20 protein-coding genes and 1 pseudogene are annotated in these 21,723 nt (G+C 64.4%); 4 read left to right on the top strand and 17 right to left on the bottom strand.

The features are described from left to right. Positions 1-12: 12 nt before the first annotated feature. Positions 13-915 carry a LysR family transcriptional regulator gene (locus BLR63_RS24540; protein WP_010564357.1) on the top strand — a complete coding sequence of 301 codons (903 nt, stop codon included), beginning with the start codon at positions 13-15 and terminating at the stop codon, positions 913-915. Between the two features lie 80 nt (positions 916-995). Here BLR63_RS24540 and trhA read toward each other — a convergent pair whose 3' ends face one another. After that, positions 996-1,613, bottom strand: coding sequence for a PAQR family membrane homeostasis protein TrhA (gene trhA, locus BLR63_RS24535; RefSeq protein WP_010564358.1), 618 nt, complete (start codon positions 1,611-1,613; stop codon positions 996-998). A 145-nt stretch (positions 1,614-1,758) separates the two neighbouring features. Between trhA and BLR63_RS24530 the strand changes: the two genes are divergently transcribed. After that, positions 1,759-2,679 carry a LysR family transcriptional regulator gene (locus BLR63_RS24530; RefSeq protein WP_010564359.1) on the top strand — a complete coding sequence of 307 codons (921 nt, stop codon included), beginning with the start codon at positions 1,759-1,761 and terminating at the stop codon, positions 2,677-2,679. A gap of 107 nt (positions 2,680-2,786) precedes the next feature. Here the strand turns inward: BLR63_RS24530 and madM are convergent, their stop codons facing one another. The 10 genes from madM to BLR63_RS24480 all read right to left on the bottom strand — a co-directional run bounded on the left by madM (position 2,787) and on the right by BLR63_RS24480 (position 10,541). Next, positions 2,787-3,551 (bottom strand): malonate transporter subunit MadM, encoded by a 765-nt coding sequence (gene madM / locus BLR63_RS24525; protein WP_010564360.1) that lies wholly within the window; start codon positions 3,549-3,551, stop codon positions 2,787-2,789. Positions 3,552-3,556: 5 nt separating this feature from the next. Continuing rightward, on the bottom strand, positions 3,557-3,949 hold the full coding sequence (madL, locus tag BLR63_RS24520; RefSeq protein WP_010564361.1) for a malonate transporter subunit MadL: 393 nt from the start codon (positions 3,947-3,949) through the stop codon (positions 3,557-3,559). A 67-nt stretch (positions 3,950-4,016) separates the two neighbouring features. Beyond that, positions 4,017-4,916 carry a malonate decarboxylase subunit epsilon gene (mdcH, locus tag BLR63_RS24515; RefSeq protein ID WP_010564362.1) on the bottom strand — a complete coding sequence of 300 codons (900 nt, stop codon included), beginning with the start codon at positions 4,914-4,916 and terminating at the stop codon, positions 4,017-4,019. Beyond that, the gene (locus BLR63_RS24510; RefSeq protein ID WP_010564363.1) at positions 4,913-5,509 is read right to left on the bottom strand and encodes a malonate decarboxylase holo-ACP synthase; all 597 of its coding nucleotides are present in this window, start codon (positions 5,507-5,509) and stop codon (positions 4,913-4,915) included. The genes mdcH and BLR63_RS24510 overlap by 4 nt, the downstream gene beginning before the upstream one ends. Continuing rightward, positions 5,503-6,273: a biotin-independent malonate decarboxylase subunit gamma gene (gene mdcE / locus BLR63_RS24505; RefSeq protein WP_010564364.1), complete on the bottom strand. Its 771-nt coding sequence runs from the start codon at positions 6,271-6,273 to the stop codon at positions 5,503-5,505. Before mdcE ends, BLR63_RS24510 begins: the two co-directional genes overlap by 7 nt. Further along, positions 6,270-7,112 (bottom strand): biotin-independent malonate decarboxylase subunit beta, encoded by an 843-nt coding sequence (locus BLR63_RS24500; protein WP_010564365.1) that lies wholly within the window; start codon positions 7,110-7,112, stop codon positions 6,270-6,272. The genes mdcE and BLR63_RS24500 overlap by 4 nt, the downstream gene beginning before the upstream one ends. Beyond that, positions 7,105-7,404 (bottom strand): malonate decarboxylase subunit delta, encoded by a 300-nt coding sequence (locus tag BLR63_RS24495; RefSeq protein WP_010564366.1) that lies wholly within the window; start codon positions 7,402-7,404, stop codon positions 7,105-7,107. Before BLR63_RS24495 ends, BLR63_RS24500 begins: the two co-directional genes overlap by 8 nt. Further along, positions 7,404-8,237, bottom strand: a complete 834-nt coding sequence (locus tag BLR63_RS24490; RefSeq protein WP_010564367.1) for a triphosphoribosyl-dephospho-CoA synthase — start codon at positions 8,235-8,237, stop codon at positions 7,404-7,406. The genes BLR63_RS24495 and BLR63_RS24490 overlap by 1 nt, the downstream gene beginning before the upstream one ends. Continuing rightward, positions 8,238-9,908, bottom strand: a complete 1,671-nt coding sequence (gene mdcA, locus BLR63_RS24485; RefSeq protein ID WP_010564368.1) for a malonate decarboxylase subunit alpha — start codon at positions 9,906-9,908, stop codon at positions 8,238-8,240. 192 nt (positions 9,909-10,100) lie between these two features. Next, positions 10,101-10,541 carry a group II truncated hemoglobin gene (locus tag BLR63_RS24480; RefSeq protein ID WP_010564369.1) on the bottom strand — a complete coding sequence of 147 codons (441 nt, stop codon included), beginning with the start codon at positions 10,539-10,541 and terminating at the stop codon, positions 10,101-10,103. A gap of 450 nt (positions 10,542-10,991) precedes the next feature. Here BLR63_RS24480 and BLR63_RS24475 point away from each other — a divergent pair, with 450 nt between their 5' ends. Then, on the top strand, positions 10,992-11,180 hold the full coding sequence (locus tag BLR63_RS24475; RefSeq protein WP_010564370.1) for a YgaP family membrane protein: 189 nt from the start codon (positions 10,992-10,994) through the stop codon (positions 11,178-11,180). Positions 11,181-11,279: 99 nt separating this feature from the next. Here the strand turns inward: BLR63_RS24475 and BLR63_RS24470 are convergent, their stop codons facing one another. Then, complete coding sequence (locus tag BLR63_RS24470) at positions 11,280-11,891, bottom strand: nucleotidyltransferase domain-containing protein (RefSeq protein ID WP_010564371.1); 612 nt, start codon at positions 11,889-11,891, stop codon at positions 11,280-11,282. 61 nt (positions 11,892-11,952) lie between these two features. Then, positions 11,953-12,192, bottom strand: coding sequence for a DUF6124 family protein (locus BLR63_RS24465; protein ID WP_010564372.1), 240 nt, complete (start codon positions 12,190-12,192; stop codon positions 11,953-11,955). A 345-nt stretch (positions 12,193-12,537) separates the two neighbouring features. On the opposite strand from BLR63_RS24465, the pseudogene BLR63_RS24460 reads away from it, so the two are divergent. Further along, positions 12,538-12,684: pseudogene (locus tag BLR63_RS24460) on the top strand (helix-turn-helix transcriptional regulator); the annotation flags it as partial. A 124-nt stretch (positions 12,685-12,808) separates the two neighbouring features. Here the strand turns inward: BLR63_RS24460 and BLR63_RS24455 are convergent. The 4 genes from BLR63_RS24455 to BLR63_RS24440 all read right to left on the bottom strand — a co-directional run bounded on the left by BLR63_RS24455 (position 12,809) and on the right by BLR63_RS24440 (position 21,721). Beyond that, positions 12,809-13,264 carry a chemotaxis protein CheW gene (locus BLR63_RS24455; protein ID WP_010564374.1) on the bottom strand — a complete coding sequence of 152 codons (456 nt, stop codon included), beginning with the start codon at positions 13,262-13,264 and terminating at the stop codon, positions 12,809-12,811. Then, complete coding sequence (locus tag BLR63_RS24450; protein ID WP_010564375.1) at positions 13,257-19,076, bottom strand: Hpt domain-containing protein; 5,820 nt, start codon at positions 19,074-19,076, stop codon at positions 13,257-13,259. The genes BLR63_RS24455 and BLR63_RS24450 overlap by 8 nt, the downstream gene beginning before the upstream one ends. Positions 19,077-19,148: 72 nt before the next feature. After that, entirely contained in the window at positions 19,149-21,200 is a 2,052-nt protein-coding gene (locus BLR63_RS24445; protein ID WP_010564376.1) for a methyl-accepting chemotaxis protein, read from the bottom strand. Continuing rightward, positions 21,197-21,721, bottom strand: a complete 525-nt coding sequence (locus tag BLR63_RS24440; protein ID WP_010564377.1) for a chemotaxis protein CheW — start codon at positions 21,719-21,721, stop codon at positions 21,197-21,199. Before BLR63_RS24440 ends, BLR63_RS24445 begins: the two co-directional genes overlap by 4 nt. Positions 21,722-21,723: the final 2 nt, after the last annotated feature.

Genomic DNA, 21,723 nt, shown 5'->3' with positions numbered 1-21,723 from the left:
TATGGGCCCGCCATGCGCTTGCGGCATATCGAGATCTTCCAGGCCATCCGCCAGACCGGCTCCGTCAGCGCCGCCGCGCAGTTGCTGCATGTCTCGCAGCCGGCGGTGACCAAAGTGTTGCAGCACGCCGAGTTGCAGCTGGGTTTCCCGCTGTTTCTACGCGTGCGCGGCAAACTGCAACCCACCCCGGAAGCCCTGGCGCTGGAACGCGAAGTCGAGAAAGTCAGCGAAAGCCTGCAAGGTGTGCGGCGCCTGGCCAAGAGCTTGCGCCGCGCGCCGGGGCAAAGTGTGCGCATCGGCGCGATCCCGGCGTTGGCGCTGTCGCTGCTGCCGCCGGCGATTCTGGCGTGGCAGCACGATTACCCGGACATCGCCTGCGAGCTGTCCAGCGACCATAGCCGCGAGCTGGTGCAAAAACTGTTGATGCGCGAGATCGACCTCGCGTTGACCCTCAACTTCTCTGGCCATCCGGGCTTGACCACCCAAGTGCTGGCCAATGGCGTGCTGGTGGCCCTGGCGTCCAAGGGGTATTGGCCAGAGGCGCAGTTGAGCAGGCCTTTGCCCCTGGCCGAGCTGGCCGGTGCGCCGTTGATTGGCCTGTCCAGCGCCGACCCGTTGGCGGCCAGGCTCGACAGCTACCTGGAAAACGTCGACCCGCCACCGAGGGTGAGCATTTCCGTACAGACCTATTCCCTGGCCCGCGCCATGGTGGAGTCCGGCGCCGGCCTGACGGTCATCGACCCCTTCACCGCCCTCGGCGCCTCACCGGCGAGCACCTGCATCCGCACGCTGACACCGCCCCTGCCGATCACCCTCTACGCCCTGACCCGCGCCGACGAACCGCCGCCGCACATGCTGGCCAACCTGCTGCAGATCCTCGGCACCCACGCCAGCGCGTTGCTCGACCGCCTTTAAGCACAATGTGGGAGGGGGCTTGCTCCCGATAACGGTGGATCAGCCTGCCTATGCAGAGACTGACACACCGCCATCCACCCTCAGAGCACGTAATGCATGATCGCCACGAAATGCAGCAGGCTGCCGGCGATCACGAACAAGTGCCAGATCCCATGGGAATGGCGCAGGCGATCCTCCAGGGCAAAGAAGATGATGCCGACGGTGTACAACACCCCGCCCGCCGCCAGCCAGGTGAACCCCGCCGTGCCCAGCGCGGCGAGCAGCGGCTTGACCGCCACCAGCACGATCCAGCCCATCACCGCATAGATCACGATGGACAAGATCCGCGCCTCGGAACGCGGCTTGATCTCCTGCAGAATGCCGATCACCGCCAGCCCCCAGACGATGCCGAACAACGTCCAGCCCCAGGGCCCTCTCAGACTCACCAGGCAAAACGGCGTGTAGCTGCCGGCGATCAACAGGTAGATCGAAAAGTGATCGACCTTCTGCATGATCGCTTTACGCCGCCCGCGCACGCTGTGATACACAGTGGACGCGCTGTACAGCACCATCAGGGTAAAACCATAGATCGCCACGCTGACGATCTTCCAGGGGCTGCCGTCCAGGCTCGCCACCACCAACATCCACACCGCGCCCACACACGCCGCGACTGCCCCGAGCAAATGGCTCCAGGCGTTGAATCGTTCCCCGTGGTACATCTGTCACCAACCTCCCGTAACCGTTGACCGCTGGCTGGCAAGCCTCCCGCCTTGCGCATCAGAGTGCAAGCACCTTATGACGTTCCGACGACGCCGCACGGTTTTGCGGGCACAATCGGCAGCATTCGAACAAGAGCCCACGGCCATGCTGATCGACGAAGAATTCACCCTCAAAAAGCTGGAAATCTTCCTGGCGTTCATGCGCACCGGCAACCTGGCCCGCGCCGCCGCCGAGCTGCACACCAGCAATGTCAGCGTGCACCGCGCCATCCACTCCCTGGAAAACGCCCTGCGCTGCCCGCTGTTCAAGCATGAAGGGCGCAACCTCACCCCGCTGGAAAGCGCCTACGCCCTCGAAGAACGCGCACAAAAGCTGGTGCAGGACGCGGTCGACAGCATCCGCCTGACCCGCGAAGCCGCCGGCTTCTCCGCCGAGCGTTTCAAGCTCGGCTCGCTGTATTCGCTGACGGTGAAAACCGTGCCGCAGTTGATCATGGGCCTGAAACTGCGCCGCAGCGAACTCAACATCGACCTGATCCTCGGTTCCAATTTCGACCTGCTCTACAAGCTCAAGAACATGGAAGTCGACGCGATCCTCATCTCCCTCGACGAACGCGCCAACGATCCCGATTGCGCACAGATCGCGCTGTTTTCCGACGACATCTTCCTCGCCACCCCCGCCGACTCGCCCTTCGACCGCGAGCAGCAGATCGACCTGGCCGACGTGCGCGATGCCACCTTCATCACCCTCACCCAAGGCTTCGCCACCCACCAGGACGGCAACCGTGTGTTCAAGCAGGCGGGGTTCGAGCCAAAGGTGGCGATGCAGGTCAATGACATTTTCACCCTGCTGAGCATGGTCAGCTCGGGGGTGGGCTATGCGCTGCTGCCGGGGCGGATTGCGGCGGTGTATGAGAACCGCGTGAAGCTGATACCGCTGCAACCCAGGTACCGGTTGCAGCAGCATATCGGCGTGGTGTTCCTGAAGGCCAAGGAGCGCGACCCGAATTTGCTGGCGTTGCTGGCCGAATGTCGGATGTATGCCAACCGCCAGGCGCAGGTCTGAGACACCGCTATCGGGAGCAAGCCCCCTCCCACACGTGGAATGCATTCCAACTGTGGGAGGGGGGATTGCCCCCGATGGCGCCAGACCTATCAGCCCAAATGCCGGAGTCAGCCCACCAGCCCGCGCACCATCACGTAGAGCAACGAAGGCCCCAACAGGCACCCCAGCGCCGTATAAAACGCCGCCGTCAGGCAGCCATACGGCACCAGTTTCGGATCGGTTGCCGCCAAACCGCCGGCCACTCCGCTGGAGGTGCCCATCAGTCCGCCGAAAATCACCGCGCTGCGGGGGCTATTGAGGCCGATCAGAGGCGCTACGAACGGGGTCATGACCATCACCAGAATCGCCTTGATCAGCCCCGCTGCGATCGACAGCGCCATGACCTCGGAACTGGCGCCAATCGCCGCACCGGTCACCGGGCCGACGATGTAGGTCACGGCGCCGGCGCCGATGGTGGTGAGGCTCACCGCGTCGGTGTACCCGAATGCCAGGGCCACGCTCACCCCGGCGATAAACGAGGAACCCACACCGACGAACAACGCCAGCACCCCCACGTACCCGGCGCGTTTGAGCTCATCCACACTCACGCCAAAGGCGGTGGCCACAATGGCGAAGTCTCGCAGCATCGCCCCACCCAGCAAGCCGATGCCCGACAACAACGGAATATCCACCACGCCCTTGGTGCCACCGGTGAAGGCGCCGCCCACATACGAAAGCAGCAAGCCAAGCAGAATAGCGATGGCCGAGCCGTGCAGGCGGCCCTTGGTGAAGGTATCGGAGATCCAGTAGGACACCCACATGGTCAGGCCGATCACCGCGAACCCACTGATCAGGCCGTAGCCGGTAATCACTTTCATCATCGATTCGTACATGGCAATCACCCGGCTTCTTTAGTGGGAACGACCGCGCTCGGCTCACGGTTACCGATGCGCACCAGCACCGGCACCAGGGCAAAGGCCAGCACCACGGCAAAGGTTCCAGCCAGAATCGCCATCGGCCCGCCGCTGATGGCGCCGTAGACATTCTGCTGGGCGGCCATGGCCACCACGATCGGGATATAGATCGCCGCCCAAAAGCTCACGCCCTGCTCCGACTTGCCGGTAAACAAACCACGCTTGCCCAGGTAACTGCCCAGGCCGATCAGCAGCAACATCGCGATACCGACCCCGCCGACGTTGGCCGGGATACCCATCCATTTGCCCAGCAGTTCACCGATAAACAAGCCGGTCAATGTGCAAAGCGCCAGAAACGCCACACCGTAAATAATCATTGTTGTTGTCCTCAAAGTGCTCGATCGAAATTGTTGTTGTTGTGCTTCGAAAGCCTTGGGTGGTGCTTTATCGGTGGCGGCGCTCCTCCTCTTCCAGCAGGGCCTGCAAGGTATCCAGGCGTGCGCCTTCGCAGGCGATCACTGTGCCGTGTTCGAAGACCCGGCGAGACAGGCCAGTCAGCACGCTGCCCGGCGGCAACTCGATCTGCAGGCGCACGCCGCGTTCGTAGGCACTTTGCACGGTGCCGCGCCAGTCGACGATGCGGCACATGTTGAAGGCCAGGTCGTCGCGCAACTGGTCGGGGTTGTGGATCGGCCGCGCGCGGGTGCTGCTCAGGTAGGTGATGCGCGGCGCCCGCAGCGGCACGAAGGCGCGCGCCAATACCTGGGCAGGTTCATCCAGCAGCGCGCAATGGGACGGCACGCTGACGGCCAGGCGCTTGGCCACGCCGTTGCCTTTGATGCGTGCGGCGACACGTTGCATCGCTGCATCGCTGCCGGCGATCACGGTTTGGTTATCGGCGTTGATATTGGCCAGGTACACCGGGGTTTGCGGGCTATGGATCTCGGCCAGCAGCGCTTCGACGCTGGATAACTGCGGCCCGATCAGCGCGGTCATGCCGTAGCCCTGTGGATAAGCCTGCTGCATCAGTTCGCCGCGCAGGCTGACCAGTCTGACTGCGTCGGCAAAGTCCAGGGCCCCGGCCATTACCGCCGCCGGGTACGCGCCGATGGACAGACCGGCGACGAAATCCGGCGTGCGTTGCAGCTGGCGGGCATGGGCCACGCCGGTGATCAACAGGCACAGTTGCACGGCACGGGTCGACGCCAGGGCTTGCGCCGAATCGAGCCGGCGCACGTCTTCACCCAGGGCATCGCTGGCTTCTGCCAGCACGTCGCCCGGCAGCGCCTGGAGCATGCCCGTGCGTTGGGCGCCCTGCCCCGGAAACACCAGCAGGCTGCTCATGGCATGGCCTGCCAGGGATCGATGACCAGGTGTGCGCCGCTGGCGGTCTTGAGCAAGACGCGGCGTGACGATCCGGCCCATTCGCGCAAGGCCACGGCACCGAATGGGGTTTGCAGTTGCAGGTCCACGGCGCAGGCCGTGCTGTCCAACGCCGCCAGCAGATCCCGCGCCGCACAGCGCTCAAGCGGCTCGGGGGTGTGAAGAATCAGATCCAGATCACTCAAGGCATGCAGCGCTTCGATGCCCGTGGCCAATTCAAACCCGGCACTGCCACTGACGCCCCAATCGTGCGCCGCCAACACTGGCCGCAGTTGATCGAGGGCGCGCAACGCCGGCACGTCCCGGGGCGATGTCAGCGTGCGCAGTGCTTGCGGCGTCACGCGCCGATGCACCGCGTCCAACGGCATCTGCGCAGCATAACGCTGCTCCCGCGCAGGCCCGCGCACCCCCACCGCCACCGTATCCGGCTCGGCAATGGCGCGACGCACCACCACCGGGTGGCCGGCGCGGATCGCGTCCACCACCCAGTCCGGGGCGTCGGCGGGCAGGTGCGCCGGGGTCATGCCCCAGAGCAGATCGTGGGCGTTCACCATTGCTCCCGCAGCAGTTGGCGGACGTGGCTGGAGGCGGCGCGATTGGTCGCGCCCAGGCGGCCGTTCAAGTCCGCGCCATGAATGTCCTTGATCGCATTGATGAGGCAATCGCCGACCCGCGCCACATCGTCTTGCGTCGGTTGTTCGATCTGGCTGACCGACAAGTTCTCCCAGAGCAGACCGAGGCTGGCAAAGCTGTCGATGTCATAGGCCATGGGCGGCACGCTGGCGGCCAGGGCTTCCAGTTCTTCGACACTGCGCAGGGTCACCCGCGCCGCCGAAACCTTGCCCATGGCGTGCACCATCACGCCGGGGTCGCGCAGGGCGATCAGGCGGTTGGCCTGGTAGCCATGGGCGAGAAACGCGCCGGACATGGCCTTGCCCACCAACAGCGCAATCACCGGGTGCCCGGCCAATCGAGCGCGTGCGTAGCTGTCGACGGCGCCGGCCAGGGCCTGGTGGATACCCAGGGCTTCTTCGCGACGGCCGTAGGCCTGGCTCGGCACATCGACGATGGCGATGATCGGGCGCTGGTCACCACGGGCGATGGCCTCATCGACCGCCTTGGCCAAGCCCCAACCTTCCAGCAGGCCGACTTCGCCGTTGCGTGCGCGGGGAAAGCGGTTGTGCGCGTCGGGGACCACGGCGATAAAACGCACCGCTTGCTCACCCAATACGCCATCGGCGACTTTCAGCGAGTCCGGCAACCCGGTCACCTGCGTGGCGCCGGCACTCAATGCGTTGAACCACTGCACACCTCTCATGAGCGTTCTCCCTGATACAGATCACGAACCGTCGCCGGGTCGATTTGCGGCACGGCGTCCAGTTCGGCCAGGCGCGCCAGGTAATGCACGGCCTGGCGGCTGCGTTGCTGTGCAGGCAAGCCTTGTTGCAGCAGCGCGCTGACCGTCTGTTGCAGTTGCGCCACATCGTCCGCCACGTAACGGTCGGCCAGGCCACTGTTGAAGCGCTGTTCGCCGCCGGTCAGGCTCCAGATGAATGGGCGGTCGCGGGAATCGTATTCGTCCAGGCCGGCTTCCTGCTCGATCACTTGCGGTCCGTTCAGGCCGAGGCGCGCTTCGCGGGTCACCACCAGATAGCTGCACAGCCCAGCGGCGATGGACATGCCGCCAAAGCAGCCAACGCTGCCCGCCACCACGCCGATCACCGGCTGATACTGGCGCAGGTCGACAATCGCCGCGTGGATATCGGCAATCGCGGCCAGGCCCAGGTTGGCTTCCTGCAAGCGCACGCCGCCGGTTTCCAGCAGCAGCACGGCGCGGGTCGGGATGCCCTTGCGGTTGTCTTCGGCCGCCAGCTCCAGGGCGCCGGCGATCTTCGCACCGCCCACTTCACCCAAGCTGCCGCCCTGGAAATTGCCTTCGATCGCGGCGATTACCAGCGGCAAACCGCCGAGGCTGCCCTTGGCGATCACCACGCCGTCGTCGGCCTGGGGCACCACGCCCTGGCGGCTGAGCCACGGCGACACGACGCGCTGGAACGGGTCGAGCAATTCGCGAAAGGAACCGGCGTCCAACAGGGCCTTGGCCCGTTGCCGAGCGCCCAGTTCGACGAAGCTGTGTTTGGCAAGCAAGTCAGTCATGGCCGAGTTCCTCGAAACCTTGCTCCAGGCGCAAACGCACCACGCCGGGGGTGGCGCCGAAGTCATGGATATCAATGTTCAACGCCGGTGGCGTGTGTTCCTGGAAGATCCGCTCGAACAGGTGCTGCCAGCGTTGCTCGGCGCCATTCACCGAGGTCTGCACCTGGATCGTCAGCGTGCCGGCCGTGCCCGGTTCCAGCAGCACTTCCAGGTCGCCGGAGCCGACACATCCCACCAGCGCACGACCTTTGGGCGGCTGCCCGGCGGGGAATTCAAAGGATAAGGTTTCCATCACAACGCTCCGTCGAGGCGGTCGATAAACAGGCAGGCGGCCAACAGGTCGGCGGCGCCGCCGGGGGAGGCATTCAGGGCCAGCAGTTGCTGGTCGAGTTCGTGCAGGTGGCGGCGACCGGCGAGGGTGGCGCTGCCGCCGGCATCGAGCACGGCCTGGGCGCCGCGTTGCATCGCGTGTTGGCCCTCAAGCCCGGCGCGGTAGAGCACGCAGGTATCGGCCAGGTCGGTCATGATCGCCAGCAATGCGTCGAGGCGCGCGTTCTGTTCGCCCACGTTTTGCCGACGACTTTTGTGCAGTTGCGGCAGGCCGCGTTGCAGCACCGAAGGGAATCCCAACTGGGCCTCTTCGCGGGCACCGCGTGCGCCGTAGCGTTGCGCAACTTGGGCGCCATGGCTCATCGGTTGCGGCACGTAGCGGTCGTTGAGCAGGGCCAGTCTGGCCGCATTCAGCGGGATGTCGCGTGGCGCCAGCGCAGCGGCAGCGGTCAGCAAGCCAAGGGCCCAGATCGCCCCGCGATGGGTATTTACGCCGTGGGTGGTGATCAGCATCGCTTGCTCACCTTCACGGCCGATGCGCCCGAGGGCTTCGCGCAGGGGCAAGCCGACCTCACCGAATTCAATCGCAGCTTCAGCCATTTCCTTGAACATCGGCCACAGCGACAACGCCGACGCGTGCATCAGCCCGAGGTGCAAATCACTGTGGGCGCCATTGCCGCGCCGGTCCACCAACGCTGGTTTGGGCGACAGGTCCGCTTCATCGATCAGCGCCTCCACGGCCATATCCGCCAGGCGATCGGCGAGGCTGAGTTCATGCAGTTTGAGTGCGCGCATTTACCAGCTCCTGAATTTGGCGGGCGGGTTGTACAGGCCACCGGACCAGTCCACCAGGTCGGCCACGCTCTTGGCGGCCAGCAGCTCGCGGGTGGCGTCGGTGCGGCGGATGCCGAGGTCTTCGGGCAAGGCAATCAAGCCTTCGCGGCGCATGCGCGCGGTGTCCTTGGGGTTGTGGCGCATGCCGATGGCAGTCACCCCGGCGACGGCGGCGATCATCGCCTGGCGCTCTTGCAGGGAACGCGCCTTGTACAGATAGGCGATGCCTTCTTCGGTGAGCAGGTGGGTCACGTCGTCGCCGTAGATCATGATCGGCGCCAGGGGCATGCCGCTTTTGCGCGCCACCTCCACCGCGTCAAGGGTGTCGACGAACGTCGGTTTGCCGCCCTCCTGGAAGGTCTCGACCATTTGCACCACGAGTTTTTTGCCGCGTTCGAGCAGCGCTTCCGGCGCATCGTCGTGGCGCATATCCAGCCACGCCGGGGTGCCGTGACGGCGGCCGCGCGGGTCGTGACCCATGTTCGGCGCGCCACCGAAACCGGCGAGGCGGCCACGGGTCACGGTGCTGGAATGGCCGTCGCCGTCGACTTGCAGGGTGGCGCCGATGAACAGGTCCACCGCGTACTGGCCAGCCAGTTGGCAGAACATCCGGTTGGAACGCAGCGAGCCATCGCGGCCGGTGAAGAACACATCCGGGCGGGCGGCGATGTAGTTTTCCATGCCCAGTTCGGTGCCGAAGCAATGCACGCTTTGCACCCAGCCGCTTTCGATGGCGGGGATCAGCGTGGGGTGGGGGTTGAGGGTCCAGTTGCGGCAAATCTTGCCCTTCAGGCCCAGGGATTCACCGTAGGTGGGCAGGATCAATTCGATGGCGGCGGTGTTGAAGCCGATGCCGTGGTTGAGCGACTGCACGTTGTGTTTTTCGTAGATGCCACGGATCGCCATCATCGCCATCAGCACATGCACCGGCTTGATATGGCGCGGGTCGCGGGTGAACAGCGGCTCGATGTAGAACGGCTTGTCGGCCACCACCACAAAATCCACCCAACTGGCGGGGATGTCGACGCGGGGCAAGTCGCTGACGTCGTCCACCAACTGGTTGACCTGCACGATGACGATGCCATCGCTGAAGGCGGCGGGCTCGATCAGCGCCGGGGTGTCTTCGGTGCTGGCGCCGGTGTAGATATTGCCGGCGCGGTCGGCCATGAAACCGGCGGAGAGGACGACGTTGGGGATCAGGTCCACCACCAGCCGTGCGTAGAGTTCGATGTAGGTGTGGATCGCGCCGATTTCCAGCAGGCCGTCTTCGAGCAACTGGCTGATGCGCAGGGATTGGGTGCCGGCGAAGGAGAAATCCAGCTTGCGGGCGATGCCCTTTTCAAACAGGTCCAGGTGCTCGGAACGCCCGACGCTGGGCATGATCATGTGCAAATCGTGGAGCTTGGCTGGGTCGGCTTTGGCCAGGGAACGCGAGAGGAAATCCGCCTGCTTCTGGTTGTTGCCCTCCAGCACCACGCGGTCGCCGGGGAGGATCAGGGCTTCAAGGGCCTCGACGATTCTATCGCTGGGCAACACGGCGCCGTCGGCATACTGCTTGACCAGCCCGAGCCGCCGCTGCTTCTCGTCGCGCCGCCGCGTCCAGCGCGAGTCGGGGGTAATTATTGTTGTCATGGTCGCTCCACGGGTTTGCTGTCGTGGGCTGTACCTTAGGAGTGAATCGGGGGGGCATCAATCAAGCTGGGCGCCGGATCGTTACGGCTGGAGTAATGAATCGGCGGCGACATGGGGATAAGCCGAATGGGGAGCGCCCTGCCCCCCAAAGCCGCCCACGGTGCTACTGGCCGCGAGGTCAATATGGCGAATTCAAGCGGTCGTCGCCGCACTTGCGCGGCACCCATCGGTATTGATCATGTGGTCGGCCATTTCGGAAAACATACGTTGCAGCTTCGCATTCAGGCTTGGGTCATCCACCTGCTCATTGATTGCCTGATGCATGCACAGCATCCATTCGTCGCGCTCGACCACACTGACGGCAAACGGCGCATGCCGCATGCGCAAACGCGGGTGACCACGCTCCTGATGAAACAGCGGCGGGCCGCCAAACCAGCCACTGAGGAACTTGAATAGGCTGTCGGCACTGCCGACGAGACTCGGCGGGTGCATCTGACGCACTGTCCGCGCCTCGGACAGCCCCTCCATCAATTCGTAAAAGCGGTCGACCAGCCTATGCACCGCAGCCTCGCCGCCTAACTGCAGATAAATACTGGTGTTGCTCTTAGGCTCGGTACTCACTCGTTCAGTCATTTCATCAGCACTCAATGTTGGAACTTTATCCGGCCGACCAGTGCACGCGTCACACCGCACTGCCAGTGGCAGATCACACCGCCGTCGCTCATCGGAACGGACCATTACCAGGCAGTTAGCACGCGCCATGCCAAGCACGGGCATGTGTTTTTTATTGAGGGATAACAAACAGTTAGTTATTCGAGCACGACCATGGCAGAGGCGTTGGCAGTCAGTTGTTCTGCCAATGGGTTATGACGGCAGTGGTTGGCAGTCAGGGTTCGGGTTACGCGCGGCAGGCGTCATGTTCAGCGATTTCTTCGGTGGGTTTGCCTTATGTCATCTTTTCGGGGGGTGAACAGGGACAGACTGACTGCATGCATTGTCAGCCTGCTGTTCAGGCAGGACGCGGGAATTGCTCGCGATGGCAAGTCGCTTGATAGGCCGTTGGCAACTGATCGGGAGATCGCCATGAACGCAAACATTGGAACCATTGATCGCAGCCTGCGTATCGTCGTCGGCCTGATCTTGATTGGCCTGAGTCTGTCGGGCGTGATCGGCCTATGGGGCTGGATCGGTATCGTGCCACTCGCCACGGGCATTTTCCGCTTCTGCCCGCTGTATGCACTGCTGGGCATCAAAACCTGTAAGCGTTGCTGAACGTCCCTTATCGGGCGCAAGCCCCCTCCCACAGTGGTTCAGCGCTGTGGGAATGAATCGCGTCATCGCCACTGATGGTTAGCCAGAAAGTCTTCCACTTTACTCAGCAGTGTTGCCATCCATGAACCCCAGGGGGTTGCCCCCCATCAGATTGATCTTGTCTTGCTGCACGACCCGCTGCACGAAACTGTTCCCGGCCTTCCATTTGCCGATCCAGTCTTCAGGGGTGTAAAGCGTCGGGTTGATGGTGCGGCCCAGTTGCCCTTCCAGCGGCATGAGCTGTTCCATGACTTCACTGTAGTCAAGGCTTTCGCCGATCAACATGAGATCTATGTCACTGGATGAGTGCGCCTCGCCCTTGGCGATGGAGCCGTAGATAAAAGCCCAGGTTATCTGCTCGGCAAACGGAGCCAGTGCATTGCGCAAGGGCTCGTCCAGGCTGAGGGTTTTGCGCACGATGGCCAACAGCTCCGAGTAGATCGGGCATTGGGGGTTGGCTTGGTAGTGGGTCTGATTGCCTTGGCGCGTCATGCTCAAGATGCCCGCCAACTGCAGCCGCTCCAGCTCGCGGGTGAGGCTGCCCTTACCGACCTGGGCCCAGCGCGCGATTTCATTGGTGAAGAAGCTTTGGTCCGGCTTGCCGAACAGCAGGCCCAGCACTTTTTGCTGAGTGAGGGTGAAGAGTGCGGTGCTGAGCGGCAGGGTGTGCATGGTGGCGACCAAGGAGTCCCAAAAAGGGAACGATAGGTCCCTTTTTGGGAACGATCAAGTTTTAAGCCATTGGAGAAGGCGAAACTTGCTCCAGGGCTCGATCCACCAGTAACTGCCCGAGTTCTGCCATTTGCTGGATCCCGAGCATGATTGCGCGCTGGGATGTGTCCAGGTCGAAGGCCAGGTTGCAGGTGAGGGCATTGAGGGAAGACAGGGTTTCGCTGGCGTTGACCAGCAGGGCTTCGGTGTTCTGGTGGGGGTTTACGGTGAAGAGGGGCGGATTGGGGGTGGGTTTGACCATGATTTACAGCTCCGATATGTGATGGAGACTGCCCTCTTCCGCTTGCACGCGAATAAGGTGGCAGCTGTGCGCAGGTGTGCAAGACCGGGCATATCGGACCCCGGCAGATCCCGAAAGATCTCCCACGCACAGCCGCCATAACGAGTACAGCAGACATAAAAAACGCCCGTTGAATGGCTATGGGCGTTGGTGCGCCGACATGTAACCGGACTTGCACGTCCGTGTCACCGTTTTTTGCGGTGACGGGACGAAGACTAGGCCTACGGGGTGCACACGACAAGTTCATGCCCGGCCCAAAATCGTGCGGGAAAAATCCGAAGACCGGGCTTGCTAGCCACCGACAAGCCCGTCAGCCCGGATCTGGCTGTCAGGTTGGAACGGGCCGGCGTGAGTACCGCGCAGCTTTGGTTGTCGATGCAAAGTGCCTACGATTTGTGGCAAGCCGAGCATCGGGAGCAACCGCTGATTGAGCGGTTTGCGCGGATTGATTGAGGTCTACAGCCTGTGGGAGGGGGCTTGCTCCCGATAGCAGTGGGTCAGCCACCAGATGCGGTGGCTGATAGACCGCGATCGGGGGCAAGCCCCCTCCCACATTGGATTTTCATAAGGCTCAGGATCAGGCCAGACCGGACTCAACCAGCAGTGCCTCCAGCCCCATCAAATCCGGCACCTTCGCCACATGCTCTCCCACCTGCACCGCCGCCAGTTCCAGCGAGCACAGCGGTACGTCCACGTAGCTCAACTGGCTGTCGAGTTTGTACGAGCGGGGAATCCCCTGGATCACCATCGCGATGAACTTCAAGGTCGGCCGCCCGCCCAGGGTGTTCAGCACCACGATCCGCGAGCGTTCGCCGGTCACGCTGGCCTCGCCGCAGGCCGCTTCAAAGCTGATCAACGGCAGTTGCCGGTCGCGCCAGGTGACTTGCCGCAGATACCACGGCGGCGCGTCGCTGGCCGGTTCGCCGCGCTGGTAGTCGATCAGCTCGGCGATGGCGACGTTGGGCAGCACCAGGTGGCGGTCGGCCAGGGGCAGGAGCAGGCCGGTGAGTTGGCTGGTGCGGTGGTCAAGCATGGGACTTGCTCCAATAGGCGATGCTGTCCAGCAGCACCGACTCCTGGTACGGCTTGCCCAGGTACTCGTTGACGCCGATGGCCATGGCGCGGTCGCGGTGTTTCTGGCCGGTGCGGGAGGTGATCATGATGATCGGCAGGCGCATCAGCCGTGGGTCGTCGCGCACATGCATCGCCACTTCGAAGCCGTCCATGCGCGGCATTTCGATGTCGAGCAGCATCAGGTCCGGGGTGTGTTCTTCGAGCACGGAGAGGGCGTCGATCCCGTCTTTGGCGGTGAGTACGTTCATGCCGTTGCGCTCCAGCAGGCGGGTGGTGACTTTGCGCACGGTGACCGAATCGTCCACCACCAGCACCAGCAGCGGGCGTTTTTTCACCGGTTCGTTGAGGATCAGCGGCGCATCGACCACCTGGGCCGGCAAGGCCGGTTGCCGTGCGCGGATATGCGCCAGCAGGTCGATGATCAGCACCACGCGACCGTCCCCCAGAATGGTCGCCCCGGACAAGCCCTGCACCCCGGCGAACTGCGGCCCCAGGCCCTTGACCACGATCTCCCGGCTACCGCCCATGGCGTCCACATGCACCGCCACATTCCGGTCATTGCAGTGCACCAGCAGCAACGGCACCGGTTGGTACTGGCCGAGCAGTTTCGGGCGCGCCACGGTGTGCAGCAGGTCGCCGAGGTAGAACAGTTCGTAGCGCTGGCCGGCGTACTCATAGTGCGGCGGGTCTTGCTGATAGTGCCCGGCCAGCTCATGGGGCAGCACACGCACCAGGCCTTCGATGGTGTTGAGCGGGATCGCGTACTGGTCGTCCGCGCACTGCACCATCAACGCGCGGTTGACCGACACGGTGAACGGCAGGCGAATGCGAAAGTGCACACCCTGGCCCGGCGTCGAGTCGATGACCATCGAGCCGCCAAGCTGGCGCACTTCTTCGTGCACCACGTCCATGCCCACGCCACGCCCGGAAATCTGGGTGATTTTTTCTGCGGTGGAGAACCCCGGCTGCAGGATGAACTGCAACACCTCGCGGTCGCTCATCTCTTGATGGGGGGCGAGCAGGCCGCGCTTGATTGCCTTGCGCCGCACCGCGTCCAGGGGCACGCCGGCGCCGTCGTCGCGCATGTCGAAGACGATGTCGCCGCCTTCGTGGGTCAGGTCCAGGGTGATGCGGCCCTTCTCCGGCTTGCCGGCCAGCAGCCGCGCATCGCGGGACTCCAGGCCGTGGTCGACGGCATTGCGCAGCATATGTTCCAGCGGCGCCGCCATGCGTTCCAGCACGTTGCGGTCCATCTCGCCTTCGGCGTTGCCGACGATGAATTCCACGTCCTTGCCCAGCTCGCCCGCCACCTGGCGCACGATGCGTTTGAGCCGCGGCAGCATGCGTTCGAACGGCACCATGCGCGTGCGCATCAGGCCTTCCTGCAACTCGGTGTTGATCCGCGCCTGTTGCTGCAACAGGTCGTGGGCGTCCTGGTTGCGACGCTCGAGGGTGTCCTTGAGGTCCAGCAGGTCGGAGGCCGATTCGGAGAGTGCGCGGGACAGTTGCTGCAACTGCGAATGGCGGTCCATTTCCAGCGGGTCGAATTCTTCATACCCCAGGCGCTCGGCCTCGGCCTGCTGGCGGCTGAGCAGGCGGCTCTGGGTTTCGCTGTCGAGGCGGCGCAGTTGGTCGCGCATGCGCTCGATGGTGGTTTCCACTTCCGTGAGGGCGATGCGCGCGTCGTTGACTTGCTGCTCGATACGGCCGCGGAAGATCGAGGTTTCGCCGGCCAGGTTGACCAGGTCGTCGAGCAACTCGGCGGAGATCTTCACCATGTCCGCCGCCGGGTCCGCCGCCGCTTCGCCCTTGCCCGCCGGCAACGCCACCGGCAGCACCGGCTCTATGCCCGGATGCACCAGGCTTTTGATGCGCTCGATCAGCTTGTCCACCGAGCCCACCGGCACACCTTCGGCCACCGCATCGATCATCTGCGCCAAACGGTCATGACAGCCTTGCAGCAACATGAACAGTTCGTCGGACGGCGCGAGCAAGCCTGCCGATAAGCCTTCGTAGAGAAATTCCAGCTCATGGGCCAGGTCGCCGATCGGCCCGATCTCGACCATGCGCGCGCCGCCCTTGAGGGTGTGCAGGTCGCGCAGCAGGGTTTCGACTTCCTGGCGGTTGTTCGGCTCGGCTTGCCAGCGCAGCAAGGCGCTGCCGGAGCTGTCGAGAATGTCGCCAGCTTCTTCGAGGAAGATATCCAGCAATTCCGGGTCGGCGCTGGAGGCTGGCGCAGCGGCGGGCGGCGTCGTCGGCGGGCTGCTGTGGCGTAACGCGTGCAACTGGGCGATCAACTCGCTGGCGTCGCTCAGGGGTTGCTGGTGTTGCAGTTCTTCCAGGTGCTGGGCCAGCCGTTCATGACAGGCCATCAATAGCACCGACAGCTCTGGGGAGTAGCTGTAGCGTCGATCCACCAAGCCTTCGTAAAGGCCTTCGAGTTCGTGGGCCAGCTCGCCCACCGGGGCGACCTCCGCCATGCGTGCGCCGCCCTTGAGGGTGTGCAGGTCGCGCTGCAGGGACGACAGCGGTGCCGCGTTATCGGGCTCCAGCAACCAACGTTTGAGGGCTTGCCCGGCGCTGTCGAGGATGTCGACGGCCTCCTCCAGAAAAATCTCGACGATCTCATCGTCCATCGTGCTGGCGTGGCTCAGTTGCTGCGTGGCGGCGCCCAATTCGGCGATGGTCTGGGCGCGGTTGCCGTCGCTTTTGATCAGGCCGGTGGCGGACGGGTCGAGGGCCTCGTCCAACAGTTCGCGCAGGGCGTGCACCCGGGCCGGCGCCGGGCTGATTTCCTGCCCGGCCGCCAGTTGGTCGAGCATGCTGATCAGCGCTTCATGGGCCTGTTCGGCCTCATGGAAAAACCGTTCGCTGACCGCCAGGCTGCTTTCTTCCACGGCGCCATACAGGTCGAGCAAGGCCTCGCACAGTGCGTCGATGGCGTGCAGGTCGGCGTCGTGGGCGCCTTCCCCGAGGGTGGTCAACTCGTCCAGCAGCGCGGTGAGTTCCTGGCGTTCGCCGGGGTGTTGTTGCCAGCGCCGCAGCAGGCTTTCGGCGTCGAGCAGGATGTCCATGCCCTGGGCCAGGAAGTTGGCGATCAGTTGCGGATCGCGCTTGATGCGCAGGCCGGTGTTGGGCGCATCGAGCAGGGCGGCGAGCTGCTGGTCGAGCAGCTTCTGGGTGCGCTGGATCAGGTCCTCGGCCCCGCGGATCGGCGCCAGGGGATTGCGGTCCAGTTGGCGCAGCCCGCGCTGGAACAGGCCCTCGGCCTCCAGCAGCAACTCCACTTCGTCCAGGTCCAGCGGCAAGCGATGGGCCTTGTACTCGCGGGTCAGGTGATCGAGGGGGCGCGCCAGCTCGGCGATGGGCAACACGCCGGCCATGTGGGCGCTGCCCTTGAGGGTATGCAGGGCGCGTTGCAGTTCATCGCTGACTTGCAGCGGCACGTGCTCGGCGGCCAGTTGCAGGAAGTGGTTGAGGCTGTCCAGATGGCTTTGGGCTTCGTTGCGGAAGATCTCCAGCAGCATCGGGTCGTGGGGTTCGGCCTCGGGTGCTTGCGCGCCGCTGGCCAGGGCGTGGGCGCGGGCGGCCAGGGCGTCGACTTCATCGCGTTGATGCTGGTCGTCGGTGGCAAAGTCGGCGATCAATTCCGGCAGCAGGGTCACTGCGTCGTCCAGCACCTGTTGCACCGCCGGGCTGAGGGCCACGCTGTGCTCCAGCACGCGGTTCAACAGGTTCTCCACGGCCCAGGCCAGCTCGGCCAGGACCAGGGCGCGCACCATGCGGCCGCTGCCTTTGAGGGTGTGGAAGGCGCGGCGCATTTCGCCCTGGGCGACTTTATCGGCACTGTTGGGCAGGTCGCGGTGCAGCACCTCGAGGACTTCGTCGGTTTCTTCCAGGAAGACTTCGCGCAGTTCGTCGTCGATGGGGGCTTCATCGGCCGGCGGCGGCAGCAGGCTGCCGGGGCGTTGCAGCGCGGGCGGGTTGAGGCGCGAGGTGGGGCTGGCCAGGGCGTCGAACTGGGATTGGCTGGAGGCGGTCTCGGTGGAGAGCGCGCCGTCCGGGGCGACCAGCGCCTGGCGCCAGGGTTTTTCCGCCGGCAGGTAACCCAGCGCGGCCAGGCCCTGGGTGGCCAATTCCAGCACCCGTTCGCCGGCGGCGTCGGGGTCCTGCAGCATGCGTTCCAGGTAATACTCCAAACCGCTGATGACATCGGCGAAATGCGCCAGCTGCGTCTCGGAAGGCGGCGAGTCGTGGGTCATCAACTGTTCGTCGACGAAATCGGTGCACCCGCGCATCAGGCTCGCCGCCCGTGGCAGCGGGATCATCGCCAGGGCGCCGCGCACCTGGCTCAGCAGCTCGGGCAGGGAGTCCAGGCGCTGACGATCCCAATCGGCTTCGAGGCAGTCGATCACCAGTTCCTTGGCTTGCCGCAGGCATTGGCAGGATTCGCGGATCACCAGTTGGTGGATCTGGGTCAGGTCGGTGGTGGGCAGGCGGCTCTCTTCGCGGTTCTCCGGCTCGACGGTGCCGGCCATGCCCGCCAACGTCGCTTCGACGTAAAGCAAAGCCCCGGCGACGTCCATCAACACGGCGTCATTCGGCTCGCGCTGCCCCTGGGCCAGGCTCAGCACCACGGCCAGTTGGTCGATGATCACTTTGCGCGGCTGGCCGAAACCCAATACGGCCAGGGTGTCGGCGATCTGGCGCAAGGGCGCGAGCAGCGCGTCGAGGTCGGCGGTGTGTTGGCGGTCGCTGCGCACGAACAGGTCCAGGCGTTCCTTGACCCGTACCAACTCCTCGCACAGCGCGCCCAGCACCGAGCCCATGGCATTGCGATCCGGCCCGGCCATGCGGGCGCGTTCGGCATCGACCACGGCGCTGTCGGGCAAGGCTTCGTCGAGGCCGTAGCGTTCCTTGAGGCTTTGCATGCGCGGCGTCGGCCGGGTGACTTTGGCGACGTAAAACAGCAGGCTCTTGAGCAATTCGTCCGGCGCGGCGCGGTTGATCCCGCCGATGCCCTGGGCCAGCAGGCGCTTGAGCTCCTTGTCGCAGGCCTTGAGCAGGCTGCGCAGCGCCGGGCTGTTGGCGATCACGCCGGTGAGCATGCCTTCGACCAGCGCCGAGGTGACTTGCCACAACGGCAACAACGGCGCGCCCTGACACAGCGCTTCGAGACGCGCGAACACCCGCGCCATGTCTTCCAGGTTGCTCGGGCCGTGGTCTTCACGCAGCAGCCCGGACAGGGCCTGTTGCAGCAGTTGGTGCCACTGGCGCAGTTGCGTCGCCAGGTCCGGCAGCGCGCGTTGGGCCAGGGCGTCATCGGGCAAGGGGGCAATCGACAGCAGTTGCGGGCTGAACAGGCTGGTCTCCGACAACAGGCTTTCGCCGTGGGCACTGCGCAGGTCGTTGAGCAGCGGCAGCACCAACAGCGGCAGGTCGCGGCGGGCACTGTGGACACGGTCCAGGTACAGCGGCAATTGGCCGAGGGCCTGTTGCAGCAGGCGCAGGCTTTCATCGCGCTGGGCGACATTGCCGGCTTGCAGGGCCAGGGCCAGCTCTTCGATCTCTTCGGCCAGCAGTGCCGCGCCGTAGAATTCGACCATCTGCAACGCGCCATGCACCTGGTGGATACCGGCCAGGCACGCGCCGATCGCATCGCCGTCGTGGGTGTCGACATAGGTGTCGAGCGCCGAACGGGCCTGTTTCAGGGTTTCGGCAATGTCGCCCTTGACCCATTCGAGGGCCACGTAGTCGTGCCGATCAACCATAACTGCTCCGCTTAGAATTCATGAGTTGCCGGTGTTCGTGAAACCAATGCTGCTCAACGGTGGGAGCGCACTTTAATCATTCGCCTGTTTGGGCGGCGGCAGGGTGAACCCCGACACCGAGCGCCGCAACTGGCTGGCCATCTTCGCCAGGTTGCCGATGCTTTCGGCGGTAGCGGTGGAGCCCGAGGAGGTCTGCGTAGTGATCTGCTGGATCACGTTCATGGTCAGGGAGATCTGCCCCGCCGACGAAGTCTGTTGCTGCGCCGCGTTGGAGATGCTCTGGATCAGCGCCGCCAGGGTTTTCGACACGCCTTCGATCTCTTCCAGTGCCACCCCGGCGTCCTGGGCCAGTCGCGCGCCGCGCACCACTTCGGTGGTGGTCTGCTCCATGGAGATCACCGCTTCGTTGGTGTCGGCCTGGATCGCCCGCACCAGGGTTTCGATCTGCCGCGTGGCCGCCGACGAGCGCTCGGCCAGACGCTGGACTTCATCGGCCACCACCGCGAAGCCGCGCCCGGCATCCCCGGCCATGCTCGCCTGGATCGCCGCGTTGAGGGCCAGGATATTGGTCTGGTCAGCGATGTCGTCGATCAGGCTGACAATGTCGCCAATCTCCTGGGAAGACTCGCCCAGGCGCTTGATACGCTTGGCGGTGTCCTGGATCTGTTCGCGGATGTTGTCCATGCCGTGGATGGTGTTGTGCACCACCTCGTTGCCTTTGTTGGCGATCTCTACCGAGCGCTCGGCCACCGCCGAGGATTCGGCTGCGTTGGCCGAGACCTGGTCGATGGATTGGGCCATCTGCTTGATCGCGGTGGAGGCTTCGGCGATCTGCTGGGCCTGGTGCTCCGAGGCTTGGGCCAGGTGCATGGCGGTGGCCTGGGTGTCCTGCACGGCGCCGGCTACCTGGCCGGCGGTGAGGTTGATGGTGGCGACCAGGTCGCGCAGTTGGTCCACGGAATAGTTGATGGAATCGGCGATGGTACCGGTGAAGTCTTCGGTCACCGAGGCCGTCACCGTGAGGTCGCCGTCGGCCAGGTCTTCGATTTCATCGAGCAGGCGCATGATTGCGTTCTGGTTGCGTTCGTTCTTCTCGGCGGTTTCCCGCAGTTGCTGGTTGGTGGCGCGCACCATCACGAGGCCGATCAGGATGATCGAGGCCAGTGCCAACAGGCCCAGTACATAGCCGCCGATGGTATCGAAGCTGCGCCCGCCGGCGAGGTTTTCAAAGCCGGTGGCCAAGTGCGAGGCTTCATCGAGCAGGGTTTGCGACAGGTTGAAAATATTGTTCGCCGAGGCCCGCACCTGGAACAGCTGCGGCGAGGTTTCGAGGATTTCATCCACGGAACCGGAGACAAACTCGAACAGCTCCGAGATTTCCGCCAGCCGCGCGCGGGCGTCAGGGTCTTCGACCTCGGTGATGCGCAGGCCTGGGTTGCCTCGAAGCATGCCGTTGAGTACCTGGCCGAAACGGTTGGCATCGCGGCCAAAGGCATCGGCGGCCTGCACGGCGGTTTCGTCGCCGGCGAGTACGGTGTTGACCGCTCCCAGAATACGTTCGGCCAGCAGCGACTGGCGCTGGGCCACGGCCACCTGGCTGGCCGGAGCACCGCGTTGCAACAGGATGTCGACGACCTTTTCCGATTCAATCTGCAACTGCGGCACGGTTTCGGCCAGGGTCGCGGCCACTTGGTGCAGGGACAATACCGTCTGCTCGCTGGCGAGGATCGCGTCGGTGTTTTTCAGCAGCGCTTCCCAGTCGGTCTGTACCGCACGCATTTCCGCGCGAACCGCGTTAGGTGCCGCGGGCAGGCCGGTGTCCGGGTCGCCTTTTTTCAGGTAGCCCCAGCGCTGGGCAAAATCGTTGCGCGCCTCGGCCAGCAGCTTGAACGCGGCGGCCTTGCCGGCGGCGGCCTCGGTGGCGTTCTTGGCGATGCGCTGGGACAGCACGCGCAATTCACCGGCGTGGCCGATGTACTGCTTGTCGTAGGTGGATTGGGTGTTGAGGTACGCAAAGTTGGCGAACAGCAGCATGATGAACACGATCAACGCGATAAACAGCACGATGATCTGCGAACGGCTGCGCGAACCGGCCTGGAGTTTGGGCGTGGTGGCGGTAGTCATGCGGCAACATCCATGAAGCCCGGGGACTGGGCCAGGGCGAAGGGGCTGAAGACCTGCCACAGCGGGTCGCCGTCGAACTGGCCATGGATGAACGGCGCGCCGGGGCTGGCGCTCGCCAGCAGCGCGTCTTGTGCGAAATGCTGCATTCCCACCACCTCGTCCACCAGCAGTCCCACGAACAGATCGTTGTATTCCACCACCAGCACCCGCCGTTGCGGGCGCGGCCTGGACAGTTCAAGGCCGAGAAACCCGCCAAGGTCCATCACCGGCAGCAAACGCCCGCGCAGATTGGCCACGCCCTTGACCCACGGCTTGACCCCCGGCATCAGGGTGCAGCGCGGTTCATGCAGGACTTCGGCGACTTCGCCCATGGGCGCCACGTACCAATGCTGCCCCAGGCGAAAACCAATCCCGCTCCAACGCTGCAGGCGGGTTTCCTGGGACGGCAGGTCGGCCGCCAGCAGACGGCAGCGATGGTCGATGTCCAGCAGCAGCTCGAAAGCGGTTTGCGACTCGGTCATGA

Origin of the sequence: Pseudomonas extremaustralis (genome assembly GCF_900102035.1) — a bacterium.
Lineage (GTDB): Bacteria > Pseudomonadota > Gammaproteobacteria > Pseudomonadales > Pseudomonadaceae > Aquipseudomonas > Aquipseudomonas extremaustralis.
The sequence above is the reverse complement of the archived record's forward strand: the minus strand, read 5'-3'. Positions and strand labels throughout refer to the sequence as shown.